This is a genomic window from Enterococcus sp. JM9B (assembly GCF_009933265.1).
Taxonomy (GTDB): Bacteria; Bacillota; Bacilli; order Lactobacillales; family Enterococcaceae; genus Enterococcus_C; species Enterococcus_C songbeiensis.
Map to the genome: position 1 here is coordinate 1 of NZ_MAEK01000042.1, position 18,400 is coordinate 18,400.

Below are 18,400 nucleotides of genomic sequence, written 5' to 3' on the forward strand. Positions count from 1 at the left end.
TGCTAGTTATATGGCTTACCGTGAGTTTTATAACAATCGCAGTCAATTAATTATATGATTTGGGATGATACACTACTCTTAAAACCAGTGGTTACAATTTTATGTAGTTAAAAGAAGACCTCACGAGAATAATTGCAAAAAGAACATCATTTTTTAAGGAAGAAGGATATTTTTGTCATCGAATCTTTGGAACGACTAGGGCGAAACGAAACTATCTATTGGATTGCTTTAGTTGCTTTGTTTTTGCCAGTCTTATTACCAGCTGGTCAAAAAGTATTTATCTTATTACTTTTGGTAATTAATGGTGGATACAGTTGGTTCCTTTCACTGTCGAATAAGAGGAGACGTGATGCATTACTCGGGTCACCAGCTTTTAGTGAACCATTTCCTACATTTCAAATTCAAGATGGTTTCGTTGTTTATCAGTTAAAAGGCAAAGCCGGGAAATTCACTCTTTCAAAAATCACACTTGTGAATGAACGAGCTGCCAATGTTTTTTCAATGAAACTGGGGAATATTTATTTTTATGGTATTGATTTCCCCACGAAACTTTCGTGGGGAGATTCTAGATGGAAAATCACACATGAAAAGGGACATCTATTTCATAATAAAAAAATTATTCTGATTAATTGCTTATTGATAATCGTTTACTGTGTATTTTTTCAATTTATTTTGACACTATTTTAAACGGAGAGGTGAACATGAAAAAGGTTTTATTAGGTCTGTTGGCGTTATGCTTTTTAGGTGGCTGTTCCACCAAGGAAGAGCCCAAGGAGGTGACCTATGACTGGACGCCACCTTTTGAAGAGGTTCATTGGAGTATGGGGGGAGATGAGGTCCTGGAAAAATTGGATTTGTATGAGGTGGATGCCCAGCGTAAGCAAAATAATGACAAACAGACGGTGTTGTCTTTTGCTACTGCTATGGATACAGAAGCCGGCATGGCATCTCCAGATTTTATCTTTGAACCGGGCTTTGGCTTGGTTGGAGTGACGCTGCATTATCTCCCGACGGAGGAGGAAGCTGTGAAGACTTTGGCGATGTTAGAAGATAACTATGGGAAAAGTGATGATGGTAAGTGGTCGGGGACGAAGCTTGAAGACTTGGGACTTTCGGAAAGACAGATCACAGCTTTCAATAAAGAAGACGAGGGAATCCGCGAGGATGATTCGATTGTTACCATTCTATTAAATCAAAATCACCTAACGGGTAGTTACCAAGAATGTGTATTTGAAGGAAAAGCAGCGGCAATACTTGAACACATATTACAGAAAAATTAGCTAGATAATCTTCTCAATCTACTTATTGTTGCCAATTAAATTTAATGATTTATCATGAGCGTTTTTGTGAGGCGTATAGACAAATTTGTCTGTGCGCTTTTTTTTTGGAAAAAATTTTAGTTTTTTCGAAAAATGCTCGCTCCCAGATTGTAGTAATAATGGAAAGGGATAGAAGTAAAACGAGTTGAATGAATTTTTAGGAGGAGAATTTTATGGGCGACTCAGAAGAAACCCACATTCGACATGTGTTTGACAGTTTTTGTAAGAAAGTAGTCCGCAATGAGGCATTAAACATTCAAAAGAAATACGCTAGATTTCGTCAACGTCAGATCTCAATGGAAATATTGGAACAAAGAGGATTGGGTACAGAGTTCTATTATTCAGAACCAAATTTGAATAGTAGTGGAAGTTTTACTGTCCTAGGTATGAAAATCTTTATTTCTAATGGGGAGTTGGCAAATGCAATTACTGCATTACCTAGTCTAAGACAAGAAATCATTTTGATGTCCTTCTTCATTGGACTCAATGATCGCGAAATTGGCGATATTATTGGGAAAAGTCTTGGCAGTGTTTGGTACCAACGACAAGTGGCCTTGGAAGAGTTAGGAAAGTATTTGGGTGGCAACTATGAAGTAAAATAAGCGATATATACCGTTTATACCAGTAACTACTATTGAAGCCGCAGTCTCTGGTGATTCAATCGCCATGTCCATCATTCTGTCAAAATATCAAAATTATATTTCACGATTAGCCATGAAACCTATCTATGAAGAAGAAAAAGGAGTGGTTATGTACGTAGATGAATATATGCGTAGACAACTGGAAACGAAATTGATTGAGAAGATACTTGAATTTGACACAACTCGTTAAAGTATTTTTTCCCTTTCCTTTTCATTCTATGGAAGTTTTTTATAAGTTTAAAATAAAGGATTTCCATAGGCTGAAAATAGCCTAACGCTCTTTGACAAGTGAATAGTAAATCTATCAGTACAAGTAGATTACGATTTTCTAGTTACGCCATGACAAAGTTATTCTTTGAGCGACAAATTTAAATATGAGAATCGCGGCTACGATAATGATACTTCCGTAACCAAATTGGCCCGCCATTACTGGGGGGAGGTGAAATTCCTATGTGCTTTGGTAAAGCAGCTGATAGATCAGAAAAACTACTACTTCCATATTTCGATTTTGGTCGGCATATTTTTCATGCCAAATTCTGTGATTTTAATAGCATCGGCAAGATTTAATTTTTCTACAGCTCTTTCTCCACTTTTAAGTTTTTTTACTGTACTCAAATTGATTCCTGTTCCGGATGCTATCGCATTAGCCGTAGATTTTTCAAGAATTTCTTTAATTATTCTTATGTCTGCGATTCCTTGTTTCATATTAAAAATTCCTCTTTTCTAGTCCGTTTTAATGGGGTACTGGAGTGGTTTTTTACAATTTCAAGGGGGTACCGTGGTGGTCGTTTTGAATTTGATAGAGAAGGGTGATGGAGTTGGAAGTTAAAACAAATGTTAATTCTTTGGAAATAGAGTTCTATTCAATTTTACAAAAAAAACTGGAAGATTACACGGAAAAATTGCTTGCAGTTAGTCATTTACCTCTGGTTTTAACAAACGCTGATTTAAAGCGACTGTTTCAGATAAGTGATAGTACACTGAACCGTTTAGTAAAACTTGGTGAGTTTCCTCCCTGTTGGTATGGGATTCGGGGACACTATTTTCGTGATGATGTTTTAGAATGGATGAGAAAGAGTGATTCAGATGACTATTGTGAACAGCTTCGTATATTGCGTTCCTTATAATATTTCATTTCTTCTATACTTGCGGTACAATAAGTATATAGAGAATAAGAGATTTTATATTTTTCCGCTTAAGGGGTTCTTCTCTCAAGGGAGGAATCTGTAAATGGAAAAAAAAGATCGTTTCAAGAAGCAAATCAGTTCCACAGGTAGAATCACATGGTATTTCCAAGCGTACCGGACAACAAGACGTGGCTTTAAGTCAAAACGTGAGGCACAACTCGCTTATCTTGAAATGGAGAAACAACAAAGGCTTAAGAAAAAAATTGTTGCAAGCAATGACAAGTTTAGTGCTGTAGGTGAGCAATGGTTCCAATATTACCGTTCGTTAAATGAGCAAAAGGAAACAACCTATGATAAGCGAGAAGAACAATTAAGAATTATTGTTCGATGGATTGGTGATAAAAAGTTATCTGATTTATCACCTGACTGCCTTCAAGAACTACTTTTTACCTTAAAGGAATGTGGCGTTAATGGAACAAATGTTGGCTATGCCAAAAATAGTTTACAATCACTTATTCAAGTTCTGAATATGGTTTTCAAATACTGCCAAAGAAAGAATTTGATAAGTGAAAACCCAATGAAGTCTGTGAGAATGCCAAAATATCAGTTAACGGTAACTGATTTAAAAGAAGCCGTGAATAATATTGAGGACAAGTTTCTTACTGTCGATGAATTGAGAACTTTTTTGAATTATGGCATTGTTCATGAGGAGTTACCAATGTCTGTACTATTCCATGTTCTATTTTACACTGGTTGCCGTGTCAGCGAGGCTCTTGCCCTACAACCTGAAGATATGGATTTCAAAAGAAATGAAATTCTATTCTATAAGCAAACAGCAGTCAAAGGTAAAAGCAAGGACTTTCGAATTGAAACTACTAAGACAGTTAGTTCTGCTAGACGAGTTCTAGTAACTCCTCTAGTTATGGAAAAGCTACAACAGTTGATTAAGGCTTTGGATGAGATGAGGCAACATTACAGGTTTACTATAGAAGAAACATATTTGTTTGTGTATCTTGATTCTAGTAAGCGTGGTGTTCCCTATCGTCGAGAGTATGTAAATGATCACGTTAAACGGTGCGTGAATCGTTCAGGAATTAATAAGCCATTTCATACTCATTTAGCTCGTCATACAATGGCAAGCTTAGTAGCAGAACACTGTAGCTGGGAAGTCTTGAAAGATCGCTTAGGCCATACTGACCAAACAACTTCGAAAATTTATCGCCACTTAACGTCAAATGAAAAGGTAAAACCTCTGATTGCTTTTAGTTCTTTAGAGAGTTAAAAAAACGGTGAAAGCACTGGTATTACAGGATTCTTGAAAAACGATTTTTTAACAAAGTAGTCAATATGTAGTCAGAAGTAATAAAAATCCTTTTATATCAATACTTTAACGACTTTTCACAAGTATCAAAGAAATCCGTCGTTAATTGTCCGTTATTGGATAACGCGAAGTCCTTGAGAAATCAAGGGCTTTTTTTCTATAGAATAAGGAGTGAAAAGAATGAAGCTAACCATTCGTAAACGGCGAGTAGGAAATATTCCTTTGTTGGAAGTCGTGGAAGAAAATGCGATTTACGAACCTTTACCGCTATTGGTTTATTACCATGGATGGCAAACGGCGAAAGAATTGGTTCTTACACAGGGACGAAAGCTGGCGCGGGCTGGTTTTCGGGTGATTTTGCCAGATGCCGCCAATCATGGGGAGCGCAAAGCGCAAGTATCAGAGATTCCTTCTTTGACCTTTTGGAATAGTATCCAAACAAATTTATTTGAATTTGGGTATTTGGTAGATTATTTTGAAAATCTTGGACTGTCAAATGGCGAACTGTATGTTGGGGGCGTTTCAATGGGTGGGATGACCACCTGTGCATTGTTGACGCAACATCCAACCATCAAGGCGGCTGCCTGTGTAATGGGCTCTCCTGCGCCGGTAACTTATCGGCAAAGAATCACCACGCATGCGACAGCTGCCGGTTTTTATTTGCCAAAGGATTATCAAACATTGCTTTCTTGGATTGAAGCCTATGATCTTTCCCTCCATCCTGAAACGTTGGGAGAGCGTCCTTTATTCTTTTGGCATGGGACAACAGATCAAAAAATTCCCATTGAGCAGGTAACAAATTTCGTGGACCACCATCCTGAAAAGCTGATTACCTTCATACAAGAGGAGGAAGGACATTTGGTAAAAGTTGCAACGATGGAACAGGTAACAACCTTTTTTGTTAATGCTCGGAATCTAGCGAAATAAGAAAGATTTCTGCTAGTTTTGAAGAAAAAAGTGCGTTATAATGCCAACCAAGAGGTGAAGAATGTGAATCAAAAGAAAGAAGCCTATGAATTGTTGTTATTGCAACAAGCAGGATTACTAGATGCAGAAAAGAATTGGATCGCTACTTTGGCAAATTCTTCTGCATTATTAACTACAACCTTGAAAGATACTGTTTTTGCCGGCTACTATTTGTTTAATGGTGAAGAACTGGTTTTAGGTCCGTTTCAAGGGAAGGTTTCCTGCACCCGTATTAAAATGGGAAAAGGGGTCTGCGGAGAAAGTGCCGAGAAACAAGAAACGATGATTGTTGGCAACGTTAAGACCCATAAAAATTATATTTCCTGTGACTCAGCTGCAATGTCGGAAATTGTTGTTCCGATGGTCAAAGAGGGAAAATTACTGGGAGTTTTAGACATCGATAGCGGAACAGTAGATACTTATGATACGATCGATCAGGAATTTCTTGAAAAGTATGTAGAACTGCTGCTTGCCTCCAGTGATATTTCGTAGAACAAAGGATTCTGCGACCACGTTTGTATGGACTTTTCCATATAAACAGTTATTGTCTGGGACGAAAGTTATTCAACTGAATAAACAAAAAGATTCTATCTGTTTCTTCGCAGATAGAATTTTTTTGTGCAAGTAAATAAAATTTTATAGTTATTTTTATTCAGTTATATAAAATTTTATATATTATGTGTTTTCAAAAAAAAAGTTTTTACACGGTTATTTTGTTTTATTCTAGGTTTTTTTTCAATTTTAGTGAAAATAGGGCTATTTTTTCAAAAAAAGAAGGTTCTTCATAAAATTAGTTACAATGTTATTCTATATAAATTTTTATATATTTTTGTTGACATTCATTTTTAACGTAGGTATTATTTTTGTCAGAAGCAAGACTTCTAACTTGTGAAAATAAAAACAATGGAGGCCCACAATGAGTGTCAATTTAACGCAACCACAATTAATGCTGCATCATATGGCAGTAGAATTCGCTGAAAAAGAAATCAAACCTTTTGATATGGCAATCGATAAAAAAGGAGACTTCACAGAAGGACTATTTGAAAAGCTAGTGGAAACTGGTTTTCTCGGGTTGACTTTGCCGGAAGAATACGGTGGAGCCGGGTTTGATCCTATCAGTACCGCTCAAGTCATCTATGATTTGGCAACAGCCAATGCTAGTGTCGCAGTCACTTTAGAAGGGCACTACAAAACGATTGATCAATTTGTGAATTTCGGAACACCTGCTTTAAAAGAAAAATATTTACCTAGCGGAAGCAAACGCATTTTTGCTTTTGGAATGACGGAATCTACTGGCGGGTCAAATCCAATGGGAATTGGCGCTACGGCTGTTAAACACGACGATCATTGGATTTTGAACGGAAATAAAATCATGATTACAAACGGAGGATTAGCCGAAGTTTACGCAGTGTTGGTAAAAACAGCACCAGAGGAACTATCTGTATTCGTTGTTGATAAAGATATGCCCGGCTTTAAATTTGGCAAACGAGAAAGTTTTCTTGGCTTGAGAGGAACACCAGTGGCAGAAATTTTTATGGAAAATATTGTCGTTTCTGAGGATCATTTGTTGGGGAAACTAGGTGAGGGTCATTTGATTGGAGAACGTGCCCATGATGACGCCCGAATTTTAATGGGAGCAGTTCTTGCTGGGATTTTGGAACATGAGCTGGAAATTGCAACAACTTATGCGAAACAACGCCTTGCAATTGACAAGCCAATCATTCAACTACAAGCTATTCAACGAAAAATCGCTGATATTGCAATCGCCAAAGAAAATACGACTCTGCTTTACCAAGAAGCGGCACGATTGAAATTTGAGCGCAAACCTTATGGAAAAGTTGCTGCAATGGCAAAAGCTTATGGCAGTCGTAGTGCCGTTGCTGCTGGAGATGATGCGTTGCAAGTTCTGGGCGGATACGGGTATAGTTTGGAATACCCAATCGAGCATTTGATCCGTGATGCCCGAGCATTGGAAATCGCTGAAGGTACCGTTGAGAAAATGAGAACAGAAATCGCATTGGCTGAAGCCGCCGCACGATAAAAATTCTATTTTATGTTTTAAAAATAGAACGGAAAAATTTCAATCTAAAGAGGAGCAGAAAATGAAAATTTTAGTATGTGTGAAACAAGTACCTGAAAGCAATAACGTGCAAATTGATCCAATCACTCATAATTTGGTACGATCAGGAATTGCAGGAATCATCAATCCTTATGATAAAAATGCTATCGAAGCCGCCTTGCATCTAAAAGATCAAATCAATGCAGAAGTCATTTTGATGTCGATGGGACCACAAGACAATGAGGTTTCCTTACGTGAAGGAATGGCAATGGGCGCAGACCGTGGCATTTTATTGAGTTCTCGCAAATTTGCCGGCTCGGACACTTTAGCAACAGGTTATGTTTTAAGTCAGGCAATCAAGAAGCTGGGAGATGTTGATTTGGTATTCTTTGGTCGTCAGGCAGTCGATGCGGACACAGGGCAAGTGGGACCAATCGTGGCAGAATTTTTGGATTGGCCACAAATTACTTTTGCCAGTGAATTGGAACTTGCTGGTGACGGCAGCATCGTTGGTACCCGCCAATTAGAAAACACTGAGCAAGTCGTTCGTGTTCAATTGCCGGCCATCGTGACTGCGCGTAGTGAACTGAATCAACCACGGTATGAAACACCAAGAAATATCCAACAAAGTTTCAAAAAGGAAATTGATGTTTGGACGGAAGCGGATCTTGAATTGGAGGAGGCCCGTATTGGTATCAGTGGCTCACCAACGATTGTTAAAAGTATTACCACACCTGAACGGAAAGCCAAAGAAACCGTTTATTTGTCAGAGCAGCCTAAAGAAGCCGTCAATGAATTACTGACCGCTTTGAAAGCCAAAAATTTAATCTAGTGGGGACGAAAAAAATGAAAAAAACACCTGAAATCTGGATTTTTGCAGAAAAACGTTTAGCTGCAATCGAACCAACGACGTTTCAATTGATTACCAAAGCGAAAGAAATTGCGCCGAATTTTAAAACTGTTGCAGTTTTGTTGGAGACACCGGAAGAAAACTTAGAAGAAAGCTTAAAGGAATATGGTCCGGATAAGATTCTGGTTATTAAAGATGCTCGTTTAAATCAGCCAGCAGATTCTGAACAGGCAGATTTATTGGCGCAACTTGCACGACGGGAGCAACCAAACAGTTTCTTATTTGGCGCAACGATCACAGGTCGTTCCATTGCCCCTCGTTTGCAGGCAAAACTTCAAACGGGATTGACCGCAGATTGTTTGGATTTATATTTTGAGGAAGAACAACTGGTACAAGTAAAGCCATCTTATGGAGATAACATCATGTGTGAAATTCTTTGTCCGGATCGTCGTCCACAAATGGCAACGGTTCGTCCTAATACTTTTACTGCAAAAAAAGTCACAGGAAATGTTGAAGTTGAAGTAGTAGAAGATTTGGAATTTCATGCTTCGACGGGAATTACAATTGAAGCAGAGCATGTAATCTTATCAAACAGCGACAATATTGCCAATGCCAAACGGGTGATTGCTTTAGGTCGTGGTGCTGCTGACGATCAAAGTATTCAATTAGCAGAGACGCTTGCTGGGAAACTAGGAGCAAAAGTGGGGGTTTCTCGTCCTTTGACGGATAAGCCGCAATTTAATGTAGACGATCAAATCGGGCAAAGCGGTAATACGATTGCACCAAGCTTTTTGATCAATTTAGGAATTTCCGGTGCTGTTCAGTATGTTACGGGAATCGAAAATACAGAAGTCGTCGTTTCAGTCAATACTGACAAGCAGGCACCGATTTTTAAGGTATCGGATTATTGTTTTGTCGGCGATGCAAAAACCTTTTTAACAGAACTTAGCCATGCAGTAAAATGATGTGATACAATAATAGCAGATTACATGCTAGGAGCCATCAGACAATGGACATACAACGATTTATCACTACCCGCAAAGCATTGGGCTTTTCTCAAAAAGAATTAAGTGAAGGAATTTGTACTCAAGCAACTTTGAGTCGCTTTGAAAACAATGGGCAAATCCCAACCATCAAGATTTTGATTCAATTGTGCAATCGTCTGCAACTGAATCTGGGAGACTTGTTTCCAAATGTTGGGATTCAGGATTCGAAAGTCAACAAGCAATTGGAACAATCGGAATTTTATCTAGTCACCAGCGAATATAGCGACGCATCAAAAATTTTGGATCAAATTCCCCAAGAAGAATTGCAGAATCCCGCACAAAAATGGCACTATTTATATTTAAAGGGATATTTGAGCGCCTTGCAAAATGGCCCAATTACTGAAAGTTTCTTTTATTTGAACCAGATTTTATCAGAAAATCCCAAAGAAAAATCGTATATTTTTGTTTTACTAGCGTATACGGGTTTGGGTTTGGCTTATGCGAATGAAGACGACAAAGAAAAAGCAGAATACTTTTTTGATAAGGCGGTCAGTGATGTTTATCACTACCCAATTGAGACTTCTTCAGATATTTGGCGAGTCTTGAATATCTTATTCTATTGTGGAACCTTTTATGCGAGCATCAAAGATTATAGTGTCAGTGATGCCTTATTAGAACATGGGGTAACGATTTGTTCCGACAATCACGTAACCTATTATCTTGCGCGACTAATGTTTCAACTGGCAAAAAATGCATTGGCTCAGAATAAAGAAATAGAAGTCGTCCAGGAGCATATTGCAGATGCGCGAGCTTTTGCTAAAATCAATCGAAATTTGGTGGAGCTTCGGGAATTAAAGGTACTACAAGCTCGATTAGACAAAAGAAAAGAATAGATAGGAAGGAACGGTTGATAACCGTTCCTTTTTTGTCTTTATTCTGATAAAAAAAATGTTTTTTTAAATGAAATAAGATGAAAAAACAATGATATATAATGTGTGAGTGTTGATTTTAAATAGGATTGGAAACACCTTCACCCATTTATTCCAAAAGGCATTCTTATTTTTTTATTGGTAAATCCATAATATTCACATAATTTTATCATCTCTTTATATCCATTTAATAGGTGTTATAAACAATTTTTGTTTTTATTTTTTTATATTTATTAGAACTTTTCTCTTTTCTTTGTGGAGAATTAATGCTATATTACTTTTAGATCGAAAAGTTAAAATACGATTACAAAGGAGTTAGTATGGACAAAGAGAATATTTTGCTGGGACACACCTATGAGTGCCAGCCAGTAGGATTACAGCGTCGGGTGATTGGTGAAGCAGTAAAAAAATTAGAAAATTGCCTTGTACTAAGCGTGGAACACTATGACATGGTCGATCATGAAGAAGTTGAGGATCGATTTGGTAAAGTAGTCGTGAAATACTCCGAAGTATATGGTAAAACAATGGCCGATAGCTTTTTCCGATAATAAATTACCAGAGAAAAACAGGAACTTTGGTAAAAAAATCCGCACTCTCTTGAAGGCAGCTGCTTTCGATTGGAGAGTGCGGATTTTTTTTATTTGATTTCTTCACGGGGAATCAAGAACATATTTCTTCAAGGCTTTGGCGACACCGTCTTGGTCGTTTGTGGCAGTAACTTTATCGGCACTTTCTTTTACCGGTGCGGGGGCATTTCCCATGGCAATTCCCAGACCGGCGGCTTTTAACATTGGAAGATCATTATAGTTGTCTCCTATTGTTAAGACGTTTTGTAATGGAACAGCATAAAAATTTGCCATTTCGTGAAGGACAGTTTCTTTGGAAACCTGTTTGTGGGTGATTTCAAGATAATTTTCTTTAGAAAGATAAAAGGCACAGTCTGTCAGTTCCTGGGTGTTTAAAAAATTCATTAATGTTGTAATTTCTACTGCATCGCCAATCAATAATAATTTATGGATGGGGTCTTGCCGCAAAAGATCCGCAAATGAAAGAAAAATCGGTTGCATTTTTGTGATTGTTGCTTCGATTTCGATCCATTTGTTATGAGAATCGGTATACCAGTCTGCATTGGAATAAACATTCAATGAAATGGTCGGAAAAAATTTTTTGATAAGCTTCAGCAGTTTTTTGCCAGCAGCAGGCAAAGGATGACTAAAAAGTGGCAGATTTCCATCAGTCGTTATCAAAGCACCGTTGTAAGCAGCAAGGGGATTATTTTGAATACCCAGTTTCTGTGCAATCGGCAGAATACCACGAGGTGAACGGGCAGAAGCGGCGATAAACGGAATCGAAAGGGCTTGGATTTCTTGCAGAGTTTGCACTAAATTTTTTGTAAGAAGATGTTGCGAGGTCAGTAAAGTTCCGTCAATATCACTAATAATTAGTTTGATTTCATTCGACATATCGTTACTCCTTCTAGGAGAATGCACAGTTAGTGTTTCTCACCGATATTTTTTTGGAGATTTTTCTTTGTTTCAGCATCTAGCAACGTTCTCAAAGTTGTTAACACCTCACCTGTGAAGTATTTTTTTCCATAATCCAAATTAAATTCGTAATGGAAATCTGCGGGATTTTTTCCTTGGTTATGCTGCAAGATTGTCTCCGCCTTATCCAATGCTTTAATAAAATGAGCAGTAGTTGTCGTATTTTGTTCATACGCGATAAATAATTCTTGAAAGTGATTTTTTTGGTTCAACGGTAAATCTTCGGTCAACTGGAAAAAGACCGCTGTTTCTTGCTGAGATTTTGCAGTTGCATCAGGAGTTAAAAAAGCAGAAATATCACCGGTCACACTTTCTGCAAGATCATGCAGCAGCGCCATCTCCAGTGCTTCCGCAGCATTTATTTCTGGAAAATAGGGCAAGAGACAAGCGGTCATCAATGCTAAGCGCCAAGAGTGCTCGGCAGTGGATTCCTGTTTTCCCTCACTATCCCACGCTGTTCGCAAGGTTCCCTTCAATTTCTCGCTTTTTTCTAAAAAGGTCAGAATCGCTGTCAATTCATTTTCCATAATATTCCTCCATCTAGTACTTGCTGGTTCTATTATATAAGAAGACTATCGGAAAACCAATGAATGGATTATATGCACTAAAGAACAGAGAAGCCACATTTTTTTCAGCTTTCCCTGAAATTATCGACCGTTGTTCCCAATTTTTCTACGTATACTTAAAGTATCAAAGAAACAGGAGGAATTGCGAATGAAATGGTACCAGCTTTCAGAAAAACAAGTGATGAAAAAACTACGCACATCATTCGACGGCTTGCCGCAAAGTGAGCGGACAAGAAGGTTGAGAGAAAATGGCGAGAATAAAATAGAAGAAAAGCAGCAATTAAAACCGTGGCAAAAATTCTTAAAGCATTTTACTGATTTGCTGATGATTGTTTTGTTGTTTGCTGCGCTACTGAAATTTGTGACAGGGGAATTTGTAGAAGGCGGCATTATTTTTCTAGTAGTGATCGTCAACGGCTTTGTCAGCTATTGGCAGGAACGTAAGGCAGAGGAATCATTAGACGGATTGAAACAAATGATGGGACAAGAAGCCGTTATTTTGTCAGAAGGAATGAAAAAAAGTATTGAGGTTGAAGAAGTAGTCGCGGGAGATCTGGTTGTTTTACAGGCGGGGGATGTTGTTCCGGCAGATCTTCGTTTTGTGGAGGTCCATGATCTGGTAATCGAAGAATCAATTTTGACCGGTGAGTCCGAAGCGGTAGAAAAAAATACGGAAAGAATCAAAACAGATGCTTCACCGGGAGATCAAAGCAACATGGGCTTTTCCGGGACGTTGGTTCAAGCGGGAACTGCCGTTGGAATCGTAGTTGAAACGGGTGACACCACAGAAATAGGTAAAATCAATCAAGCACTACAATCTGTTCAAAAACAAACAACACCCTTGGTTCGGAAAATGCATCAATTAAACAAGCAGATCTTTCGTGGAATTTTGTTGCTGATTTTGTTTCTACTTTTCTTTACAACATTTCGTTATGGTCTAGAGATGAATATTCTGTTTTCGGCGATGATTGCCCTGATCGTTGCCATGATTCCAGAAGGGTTACCGGCAGTGTTAACCATGATTCTTTCGATGGGCGTAAAGGAAATGGCGCAAGAAAATGCAATCATCAAAGGAATGCCTTCCGTCGAAACTTTGGGGGCAATGACCGTGATTTGTTCAGATAAAACCGGTACCTTGACTAAAAATGAAATGACTGTAATGGATGTTGTGACAAAAGAATCTGATCGAATCATGGAAATCATGAACAACTGTCAGGAGTTGAAATTGCAGGAAAATCAGTCTGTTGCTGATTTGCGAGGCAATCCGACTGAGTTGGCGTTGCTTCAATATACTGAATCAGCGGATTTGCCGCTAAAAAAAGTAATCGATAAAATTCCTTTCAGCTCCAGCTATAAATATATGGCGACCATGCATGAAGAAAATGGCGGGCAAGTAATTTTTGTCAAAGGTGCACCGGAAGTAGTGATGACAAAAACTGCACTGACCATGGACGAACGGAAAAAATGGCAAGAGGAAGCCTCACGATTGGCAAAAAAAGGGCAGCGTGTATTGGGCTTTGCCTATAAAAAAGGAACAAATGATCAAACCGTTACCCATGAAATGTTAACGGATTTAACCTTTGCCGGGTTGGCAGGGATTATTGATCCGCCAAAAGAAAGTGCCATTCAAGCAGTAGCAGAGGCGCAACAAGCTGGAATTGCGGTGAAAATGATTACAGGCGATCACAAAGAAACTGCAAAAGCCATCGGTATCGAAATCGGTTTGAGGCATACAGCCAAGGTTTTGGAAGGAAAGGAAATTGATCAGCTCTCTGATCAAGAACTGGCATCGCAAGTCAGTAAAGTAGATGTTTATGCACGAACGACGCCTGAGCATAAATTACGGATCGTCACTGCTTTGCAGACAAACGGGGAAATCGTAGGAATGACCGGAGATGGCGTCAATGATGCTCCAGCATTAAAAAAAGCGGATATTGGCATTGCAATGGGCATCAAAGGCAGCGAGGTCAGCAAACAAGCAGCTGATATGGTTTTGGCAGACGATAATTTCCATACAATTGCTAAATCAGTCAAAGAAGGACGTCGGATTTTTGATAACTTGAAAAAAACCATCAACTTCTTTTTACCAACAGCCTTAGCGCAAGGTCTGATTGTCATTTGGGCACTATTAATCAATCGACCGCTGCCGTTGACACCGATTCAAATTTTGTGGGTCAATATGGTGACGACAATTACGTTGTCTTATGCATTGGGATTTGAAAAAGCCAGTGAAGACACCATGAAGCGACCGCCGAGGAAACCAAACGAGGGCATTTTATCAGGATACAGTGTGTTTCGAATCGGCTATGTCTCTTTATTGATTATGGTTCCTGCCTATTTCCTAGCTTCACAATTTGATGGACAAGCATTGCAACAGACGATTTTATTACAAAATATTGTTGTCGCGCAAGCCGTTTACATGATCAACTGTCGGGAATTAATGAATCCATCCTTAAATCGCGGATTATTTCAAAATAAAGTCTTGTTTGGCTCTTTGGGAATTTTATTTTTCCTACAGGCAGGTGTGATTTTCCTTCCCATCGGTCAGCAACTGATTGGAACTACGAGCTTGTCCTTATCCCAACAGCTCGTGATTCTTGGCAATGCCTTGCTACTATTCTTAGCGGTTGAGGTCGAAAAAGGAATCAGTAAACAAGTATTTCGCAGAAGAGAAAAAACGACCAGCGATTTTAACCGCTAGTCAAATATAAGGTTTTAAGGTGAGCTTGGTCAATTGATCAAGCTCATTTTTTGTGGGATTGGTGGAAATATAAATAATCGGGATCGGTAATTTTTCTAATGGAAAATTGGAGACGAGGATATCGGTTGGAGAAAAAGTCAGCTCCTCCAGTTCGGTTACTTCCACCGGCTTCAAAAGTACCCGTTTTCCTAAAAGATCAGCAAGTTCCTGCTGTAAAAAAGCTTTCCAAGCCGGTTCTCCTTGGAAGACAAAGTAAACGGTCATCACTTGCGGCGCAATCGAAAAAATGGCTTGCTGCATCAGCAGTGCAATCATATTCAGCAGGTAGGTAGAAGGAGTGATCTCAATCAATGGGTGCAAATTTTTCAGCAGCAGCATATTTTTCTCCTGCAAATTCATATAACGATCATACCGTTCGCTGAGTAATTCCTGATACTCCAATTGAAATTGTTCTGAAAGAACCGGTGATTCCACATATTTCAGTAAAAGTACCAGCAAATTGATTGCTAAAGATGTCTCAGTTAATGCCGGACGCTTGATTTCATCGGCAAATGTTACGATGAATTTTTGTATTTCCTGTAGTAAAGAGGAATAGTCTTGCTGCAAAATTTCCATTAGCTTTGTTCCATAAGGGTTGTTGTAGTTCCAGCTCTCTAAGAAGCAAAAGAAGGCAAAGAAAACTTCTTCTCCTTTCAAATAAATACCTTCCTGACGGTAAAGTTTTTTTAAGGCAGGACGATACAATTGAAACAAGGGATTTTTTTCGTCAAAAGGGAACGAGTCGATTCGACAGTTGGCTTTGATGCGAATCGTATTGATGAAAAACCAGCAAGCACCAAAAATCTGCTCAGTTTCAACCGCTAAATTGGATTGATTGAGTTTTTTTAGAAAGTGAAAATAATGACTTTCATGAATGGCGTAGTCATCAAAAAAATAATTATTATGGGTGAAGGGCACCAACAGACGATGGTAAAAAATCCGAATGCCACTTTCTGTACCCGACAGATGAATCGTGGTGGGGGTCAGTTTGATCCGGATGTGATAGGCGGTTAACTGCTGATTGATTTTGCTGGTGTGTCGTCTCAACGTTTCATAGGAGACTCCTGTAGTTTGCAAAAAATCGGGCGTAGGGAGCTCTTTTGCAAAAAAGAGTTCTTTGATTAAGCGAACGCTGATTGATTGGGGCAAAAATAATTCCCATAATTCATTGGCTAATAAATTTTGCTTATTAATCAAGCGAATGCCTGAACTATCGGTTTCAATCTGCCAATCTTGAGGCAGTTGTTCACGAATCAACTGAAGATCAGAAAAAACCGTTCGTTCAGTAGTTTTGATTTCTGCAGCTAATTCTTTTGCTGTCAGTTGTGGATGATTCACTAAATTTTCCAGAAGCAGGACTTGACGATAGATATCTTTTTCCGTGATGATTTTTTTCAGCATGGAATACATAAGCAGTCACCTCACTTTTAAGAATACGAAGAAAAAAGAGGGAGGTCAAGAAACAAAAGCACTCCTCCGTTGAAAAAAAATCCCGCTGAAATCTTTCTTTCAACGGGGGACTGCTTTATTTGGCAAAAAAATACGAAAGCTGCTGCCGTGATTTGGCTTGCTGTTGACTTCAATACTGCCATGATGCAAGGCGATGATTTGTTTGACTAGTGCCAACCCAAGTCCATTACCTTTTGCTTTGCGGCTGGAGTCTGTCTGATAAAATTTGTCAAAAATTCGTGGAGCGGCATCTACTGGGATACCGATTCCCTCATCGGTAATCGTAATTCGTTGACCTCGAGCTTCCTTTTTCAGTGAAATTTTGATTTTTCCACCTTGTTGACTATATTTGATGGCATTGTCCATAAGATTCAACCACACTTGGTAGAGGAATTCTTCGTTGCCAAAATAATTGGTGCGGGGCAAATCCAGATCAAGAGCCAAGTCCAGTTGTTCCCATTTTGGTTGCAAAAATAAAATGACCTCGCGAATCTGTTCGTCTAACCGGAAAAGTTGCAGATCCAAGCCCAAGCCTTGATTTTCCAATTTTGTCAGTTTTAAAATATTGTCTGTCAATTGAGTGAGTTGTTGCGCGCCTTCTGACATTCGTTCGAGGTATATTTGTCGATCGGTGGGGGAAATCCCCTCGTTTTGTAAAAGCTGTACATAGCCTTTGATGGTTGCAATCGGTGTTTTGAATTCATGAGAAACAGTAGAAACAAAATCATTTCGCAAGGTCTCAATGCTGTTAAGCTCCTCAACCATCACGTTAAAATCATGATAAAGCTGGGCCACGTCCTCTAGTTTCGGCTCAGTATCTTTTAGTTGAATCGAAAAATCTCCCTTAGCTACTTCACTCATTGCTTGGCGCAAATCCCCAATCGGCTGTAAAATACGTTTTCCCACAAAAAAGGAAATCACTAGACCAATCACGGAGCTTAAAAAAATAATAAAGGCAAATGGAAGAATATGATTTTCTTTTTCCGGCGCTAGCAGTTCGAAATGATTGATCAAAAACAGCAGAGAAACAAAAATTGCCAATACCAGAATCATCATCAAAAAAATGATGGTGGCAAAATAGATCCACAGTTGAGAATGGAGTTTCTTTCTCACAAAATCACCGCCTTGTAGCCAAGCCCGCGAATTGTTTCAATTGAAAAGTCCTGATTATCAATCAATCTGGTCCGCAGACGCTTAATGTGTACATCAATGGTTCGTTCATCGGTATCCGAATCTAAGCCCCAGATTTCATCCATCAATTGCTGACGGGTAAAAATTTTATTAGGGTAAGCTAGTAATTTATACAATAATAGAAATTCTTTTTGCGGGAGCGTTTCTGTCTGTTCCGGCGTTTTTATTTGATAGGTTTCTTGGCTTAAAGTTGTCGTTCCGACGGTCAATTCTTTTGTATGAACAATCTGTGCCCGTCGCAGCAAAGCATCGACTCGTAAAAGCATTTCGTTGACATCGATTGGCTTAACCATATAATCATCTGCACCGAGCTTAAAGCCTTTTTTCTTGTCTTCAAAAGTGTCTTTAGCGGTAATCAGTAGAATCGGCAATTCATAACCAGCTTCCCGCAAACTTTTTGCCAATTCATAGCCGTCCATATCCGGCATCATAATATCGCTGATGATCAAATCGATGTATTGTTTGTCCATAATATCTAGTGCTGTCAGTCCGTTATTGGCACTGAAGACCTCAAATTGTGCGTTTTTTAACGCCACTTGATAAAGTAATGCTAAGTTTTCATCATCTTCCACGATTAAAATCCGACTCATTTGCTTTACCCTCCTTTTTGCATGATAATAGTACCAGATTCTTGTGAACCAAGTATGAATTTTGTTCATTTTGAGTTAATAATGCCATGCTATCCTCACAAAGTAAATAAGCGAAAAAAGGG

20 protein-coding genes are annotated in these 18,400 nt (G+C 38.8%); 14 read left to right on the forward strand and 6 right to left on the reverse strand.

The genetic code is table 11. The features are described 5' to 3' along the window. Positions 1 to 132 precede the first annotated feature (132 nt). The 4 genes from BAU16_RS13725 to BAU16_RS13280 all read left to right on the forward strand — a co-directional run bounded on the left by BAU16_RS13725 (position 133) and on the right by BAU16_RS13280 (position 2,150). Positions 133 to 687, forward strand: coding sequence for a hypothetical protein (locus BAU16_RS13725; RefSeq protein WP_048604069.1), 555 nt, complete (start codon positions 133 to 135; stop codon positions 685 to 687). Between the two features lie 14 nt (positions 688 to 701). Beyond that, a complete protein-coding gene (locus tag BAU16_RS13270; RefSeq protein ID WP_048604070.1) occupies positions 702 to 1,280 on the forward strand; it encodes a hypothetical protein in 579 nt (192 codons plus the stop codon). A 212-nt stretch (positions 1,281 to 1,492) separates the two neighbouring features. Next, positions 1,493 to 1,921, forward strand: coding sequence for an RNA polymerase sigma factor (locus BAU16_RS13275; RefSeq protein WP_048604071.1), 429 nt, complete (start codon positions 1,493 to 1,495; stop codon positions 1,919 to 1,921). 7 nt (positions 1,922 to 1,928) lie between these two features. Then, a complete protein-coding gene (locus BAU16_RS13280; RefSeq protein ID WP_048604072.1) occupies positions 1,929 to 2,150 on the forward strand; it encodes a helix-turn-helix domain-containing protein in 222 nt (73 codons plus the stop codon). Between the two features lie 299 nt (positions 2,151 to 2,449). Here BAU16_RS13280 and BAU16_RS13285 read toward each other — a convergent pair whose 3' ends face one another. Then, complete coding sequence (locus BAU16_RS13285) at positions 2,450 to 2,665, reverse strand: hypothetical protein (RefSeq protein ID WP_048604073.1); 216 nt, start codon at positions 2,663 to 2,665, stop codon at positions 2,450 to 2,452. 107 nt (positions 2,666 to 2,772) lie between these two features. Between BAU16_RS13285 and BAU16_RS13290 the strand changes: the two genes are divergently transcribed. The 9 genes from BAU16_RS13290 (at position 2,773) to BAU16_RS13330 (ending at position 10,746) form a co-directional block, all read left to right on the forward strand. After that, entirely contained in the window at positions 2,773 to 3,087 is a 315-nt protein-coding gene (locus BAU16_RS13290) for a helix-turn-helix domain-containing protein (RefSeq protein ID WP_048604074.1), read from the forward strand. A gap of 103 nt (positions 3,088 to 3,190) precedes the next feature. Continuing rightward, entirely contained in the window at positions 3,191 to 4,369 is a 1,179-nt protein-coding gene (locus BAU16_RS13295; protein WP_048604075.1) for a site-specific integrase, read from the forward strand. Between the two features lie 219 nt (positions 4,370 to 4,588). Beyond that, entirely contained in the window at positions 4,589 to 5,335 is a 747-nt protein-coding gene (locus tag BAU16_RS13300) for an alpha/beta fold hydrolase (RefSeq protein ID WP_161527248.1), read from the forward strand. A 63-nt stretch (positions 5,336 to 5,398) separates the two neighbouring features. Further along, on the forward strand, positions 5,399 to 5,866 hold the full coding sequence (locus tag BAU16_RS13305) for a GAF domain-containing protein (RefSeq protein ID WP_390622586.1): 468 nt from the start codon (positions 5,399 to 5,401) through the stop codon (positions 5,864 to 5,866). A 424-nt stretch (positions 5,867 to 6,290) separates the two neighbouring features. Further along, complete coding sequence (locus tag BAU16_RS13310; protein WP_161527249.1) at positions 6,291 to 7,415, forward strand: acyl-CoA dehydrogenase family protein; 1,125 nt, start codon at positions 6,291 to 6,293, stop codon at positions 7,413 to 7,415. A 61-nt stretch (positions 7,416 to 7,476) separates the two neighbouring features. Next, entirely contained in the window at positions 7,477 to 8,265 is a 789-nt protein-coding gene (locus tag BAU16_RS13315) for an electron transfer flavoprotein subunit beta/FixA family protein (RefSeq protein ID WP_161527250.1), read from the forward strand. A 14-nt stretch (positions 8,266 to 8,279) separates the two neighbouring features. After that, positions 8,280 to 9,248, forward strand: coding sequence for an electron transfer flavoprotein subunit alpha/FixB family protein (locus BAU16_RS13320; protein ID WP_161527251.1), 969 nt, complete (start codon positions 8,280 to 8,282; stop codon positions 9,246 to 9,248). A 44-nt stretch (positions 9,249 to 9,292) separates the two neighbouring features. After that, on the forward strand, positions 9,293 to 10,162 hold the full coding sequence (locus BAU16_RS13325; RefSeq protein WP_161527252.1) for a helix-turn-helix domain-containing protein: 870 nt from the start codon (positions 9,293 to 9,295) through the stop codon (positions 10,160 to 10,162). Positions 10,163 to 10,518: 356 nt separating this feature from the next. After that, positions 10,519 to 10,746, forward strand: coding sequence for a hypothetical protein (locus tag BAU16_RS13330; RefSeq protein ID WP_048604081.1), 228 nt, complete (start codon positions 10,519 to 10,521; stop codon positions 10,744 to 10,746). Between the two features lie 102 nt (positions 10,747 to 10,848). Here the strand turns inward: BAU16_RS13330 and BAU16_RS13335 are convergent, their stop codons facing one another. Beyond that, positions 10,849 to 11,661, reverse strand: a complete 813-nt coding sequence (locus tag BAU16_RS13335) for a Cof-type HAD-IIB family hydrolase (protein ID WP_161527253.1) — start codon at positions 11,659 to 11,661, stop codon at positions 10,849 to 10,851. A 29-nt stretch (positions 11,662 to 11,690) separates the two neighbouring features. Beyond that, positions 11,691 to 12,269, reverse strand: a complete 579-nt coding sequence (locus BAU16_RS13340; protein ID WP_161527254.1) for an HD domain-containing protein — start codon at positions 12,267 to 12,269, stop codon at positions 11,691 to 11,693. Positions 12,270 to 12,456: 187 nt separating this feature from the next. Between BAU16_RS13340 and BAU16_RS13345 the strand changes: the two genes are divergently transcribed. Continuing rightward, positions 12,457 to 15,009, forward strand: a complete 2,553-nt coding sequence (locus BAU16_RS13345; protein WP_161527255.1) for an HAD-IC family P-type ATPase — start codon at positions 12,457 to 12,459, stop codon at positions 15,007 to 15,009. Here BAU16_RS13345 and BAU16_RS13350 read toward each other — a convergent pair whose 3' ends face one another. The 3 genes from BAU16_RS13350 to BAU16_RS13360 all read right to left on the reverse strand — a co-directional run bounded on the left by BAU16_RS13350 (position 15,010) and on the right by BAU16_RS13360 (position 18,278). Continuing rightward, entirely contained in the window at positions 15,010 to 16,449 is a 1,440-nt protein-coding gene (locus tag BAU16_RS13350) for a helix-turn-helix domain-containing protein (protein ID WP_202621267.1), read from the reverse strand. Positions 16,450 to 16,557: 108 nt separating this feature from the next. After that, positions 16,558 to 17,610 carry a sensor histidine kinase gene (locus tag BAU16_RS13355; protein WP_161527257.1) on the reverse strand — a complete coding sequence of 351 codons (1,053 nt, stop codon included), beginning with the start codon at positions 17,608 to 17,610 and terminating at the stop codon, positions 16,558 to 16,560. Then, on the reverse strand, positions 17,607 to 18,278 hold the full coding sequence (locus BAU16_RS13360) for a response regulator transcription factor (protein WP_048604087.1): 672 nt from the start codon (positions 18,276 to 18,278) through the stop codon (positions 17,607 to 17,609). The genes BAU16_RS13355 and BAU16_RS13360 overlap by 4 nt, the downstream gene beginning before the upstream one ends. Positions 18,279 to 18,400: the final 122 nt, after the last annotated feature.

Excerpts from the sequence above, each read along its gene's own strand:
- BAU16_RS13285 (WP_048604073.1), bottom strand. The coding sequence starts at position 2,665 with ATGAAACAAGGAATCGCAGACATAAGAATAATTAAAGAAATTCTTGAA.
- BAU16_RS13340 (WP_161527254.1), bottom strand. The coding sequence starts at position 12,269 with ATGGAAAATGAATTGACAGCGATTCTGACCTTTTTAGAAAAAAGCGAG.
- BAU16_RS13350 (WP_202621267.1), bottom strand. The coding sequence starts at position 16,449 with ATGCTGAAAAAAATCATCACGGAAAAAGATATCTATCGTCAAGTCCTG.
- BAU16_RS13325 (WP_161527252.1), top strand. The coding sequence starts at position 9,293 with ATGGACATACAACGATTTATCACTACCCGCAAAGCATTGGGCTTTTCT.
- BAU16_RS13320 (WP_161527251.1), top strand. The coding sequence starts at position 8,280 with ATGAAAAAAACACCTGAAATCTGGATTTTTGCAGAAAAACGTTTAGCT.
- BAU16_RS13270 (WP_048604070.1), top strand. The coding sequence starts at position 702 with ATGAAAAAGGTTTTATTAGGTCTGTTGGCGTTATGCTTTTTAGGTGGC.
- BAU16_RS13345 (WP_161527255.1), top strand. The coding sequence starts at position 12,457 with ATGAAATGGTACCAGCTTTCAGAAAAACAAGTGATGAAAAAACTACGC.
- BAU16_RS13295 (WP_048604075.1), top strand. The coding sequence starts at position 3,191 with ATGGAAAAAAAAGATCGTTTCAAGAAGCAAATCAGTTCCACAGGTAGA.
- BAU16_RS13315 (WP_161527250.1), top strand. The coding sequence starts at position 7,477 with ATGAAAATTTTAGTATGTGTGAAACAAGTACCTGAAAGCAATAACGTG.
- BAU16_RS13310 (WP_161527249.1), top strand. The coding sequence starts at position 6,291 with ATGAGTGTCAATTTAACGCAACCACAATTAATGCTGCATCATATGGCA.
- BAU16_RS13300 (WP_161527248.1), top strand. The coding sequence starts at position 4,589 with ATGAAGCTAACCATTCGTAAACGGCGAGTAGGAAATATTCCTTTGTTG.
- BAU16_RS13335 (WP_161527253.1), bottom strand. The coding sequence starts at position 11,661 with ATGTCGAATGAAATCAAACTAATTATTAGTGATATTGACGGAACTTTA.
- BAU16_RS13275 (WP_048604071.1), top strand. The coding sequence starts at position 1,493 with ATGGGCGACTCAGAAGAAACCCACATTCGACATGTGTTTGACAGTTTT.
- BAU16_RS13360 (WP_048604087.1), bottom strand. The coding sequence starts at position 18,278 with ATGAGTCGGATTTTAATCGTGGAAGATGATGAAAACTTAGCATTACTT.
- BAU16_RS13330 (WP_048604081.1), top strand. The coding sequence starts at position 10,519 with ATGGACAAAGAGAATATTTTGCTGGGACACACCTATGAGTGCCAGCCA.
- BAU16_RS13290 (WP_048604074.1), top strand. The coding sequence starts at position 2,773 with ATGGAGTTGGAAGTTAAAACAAATGTTAATTCTTTGGAAATAGAGTTC.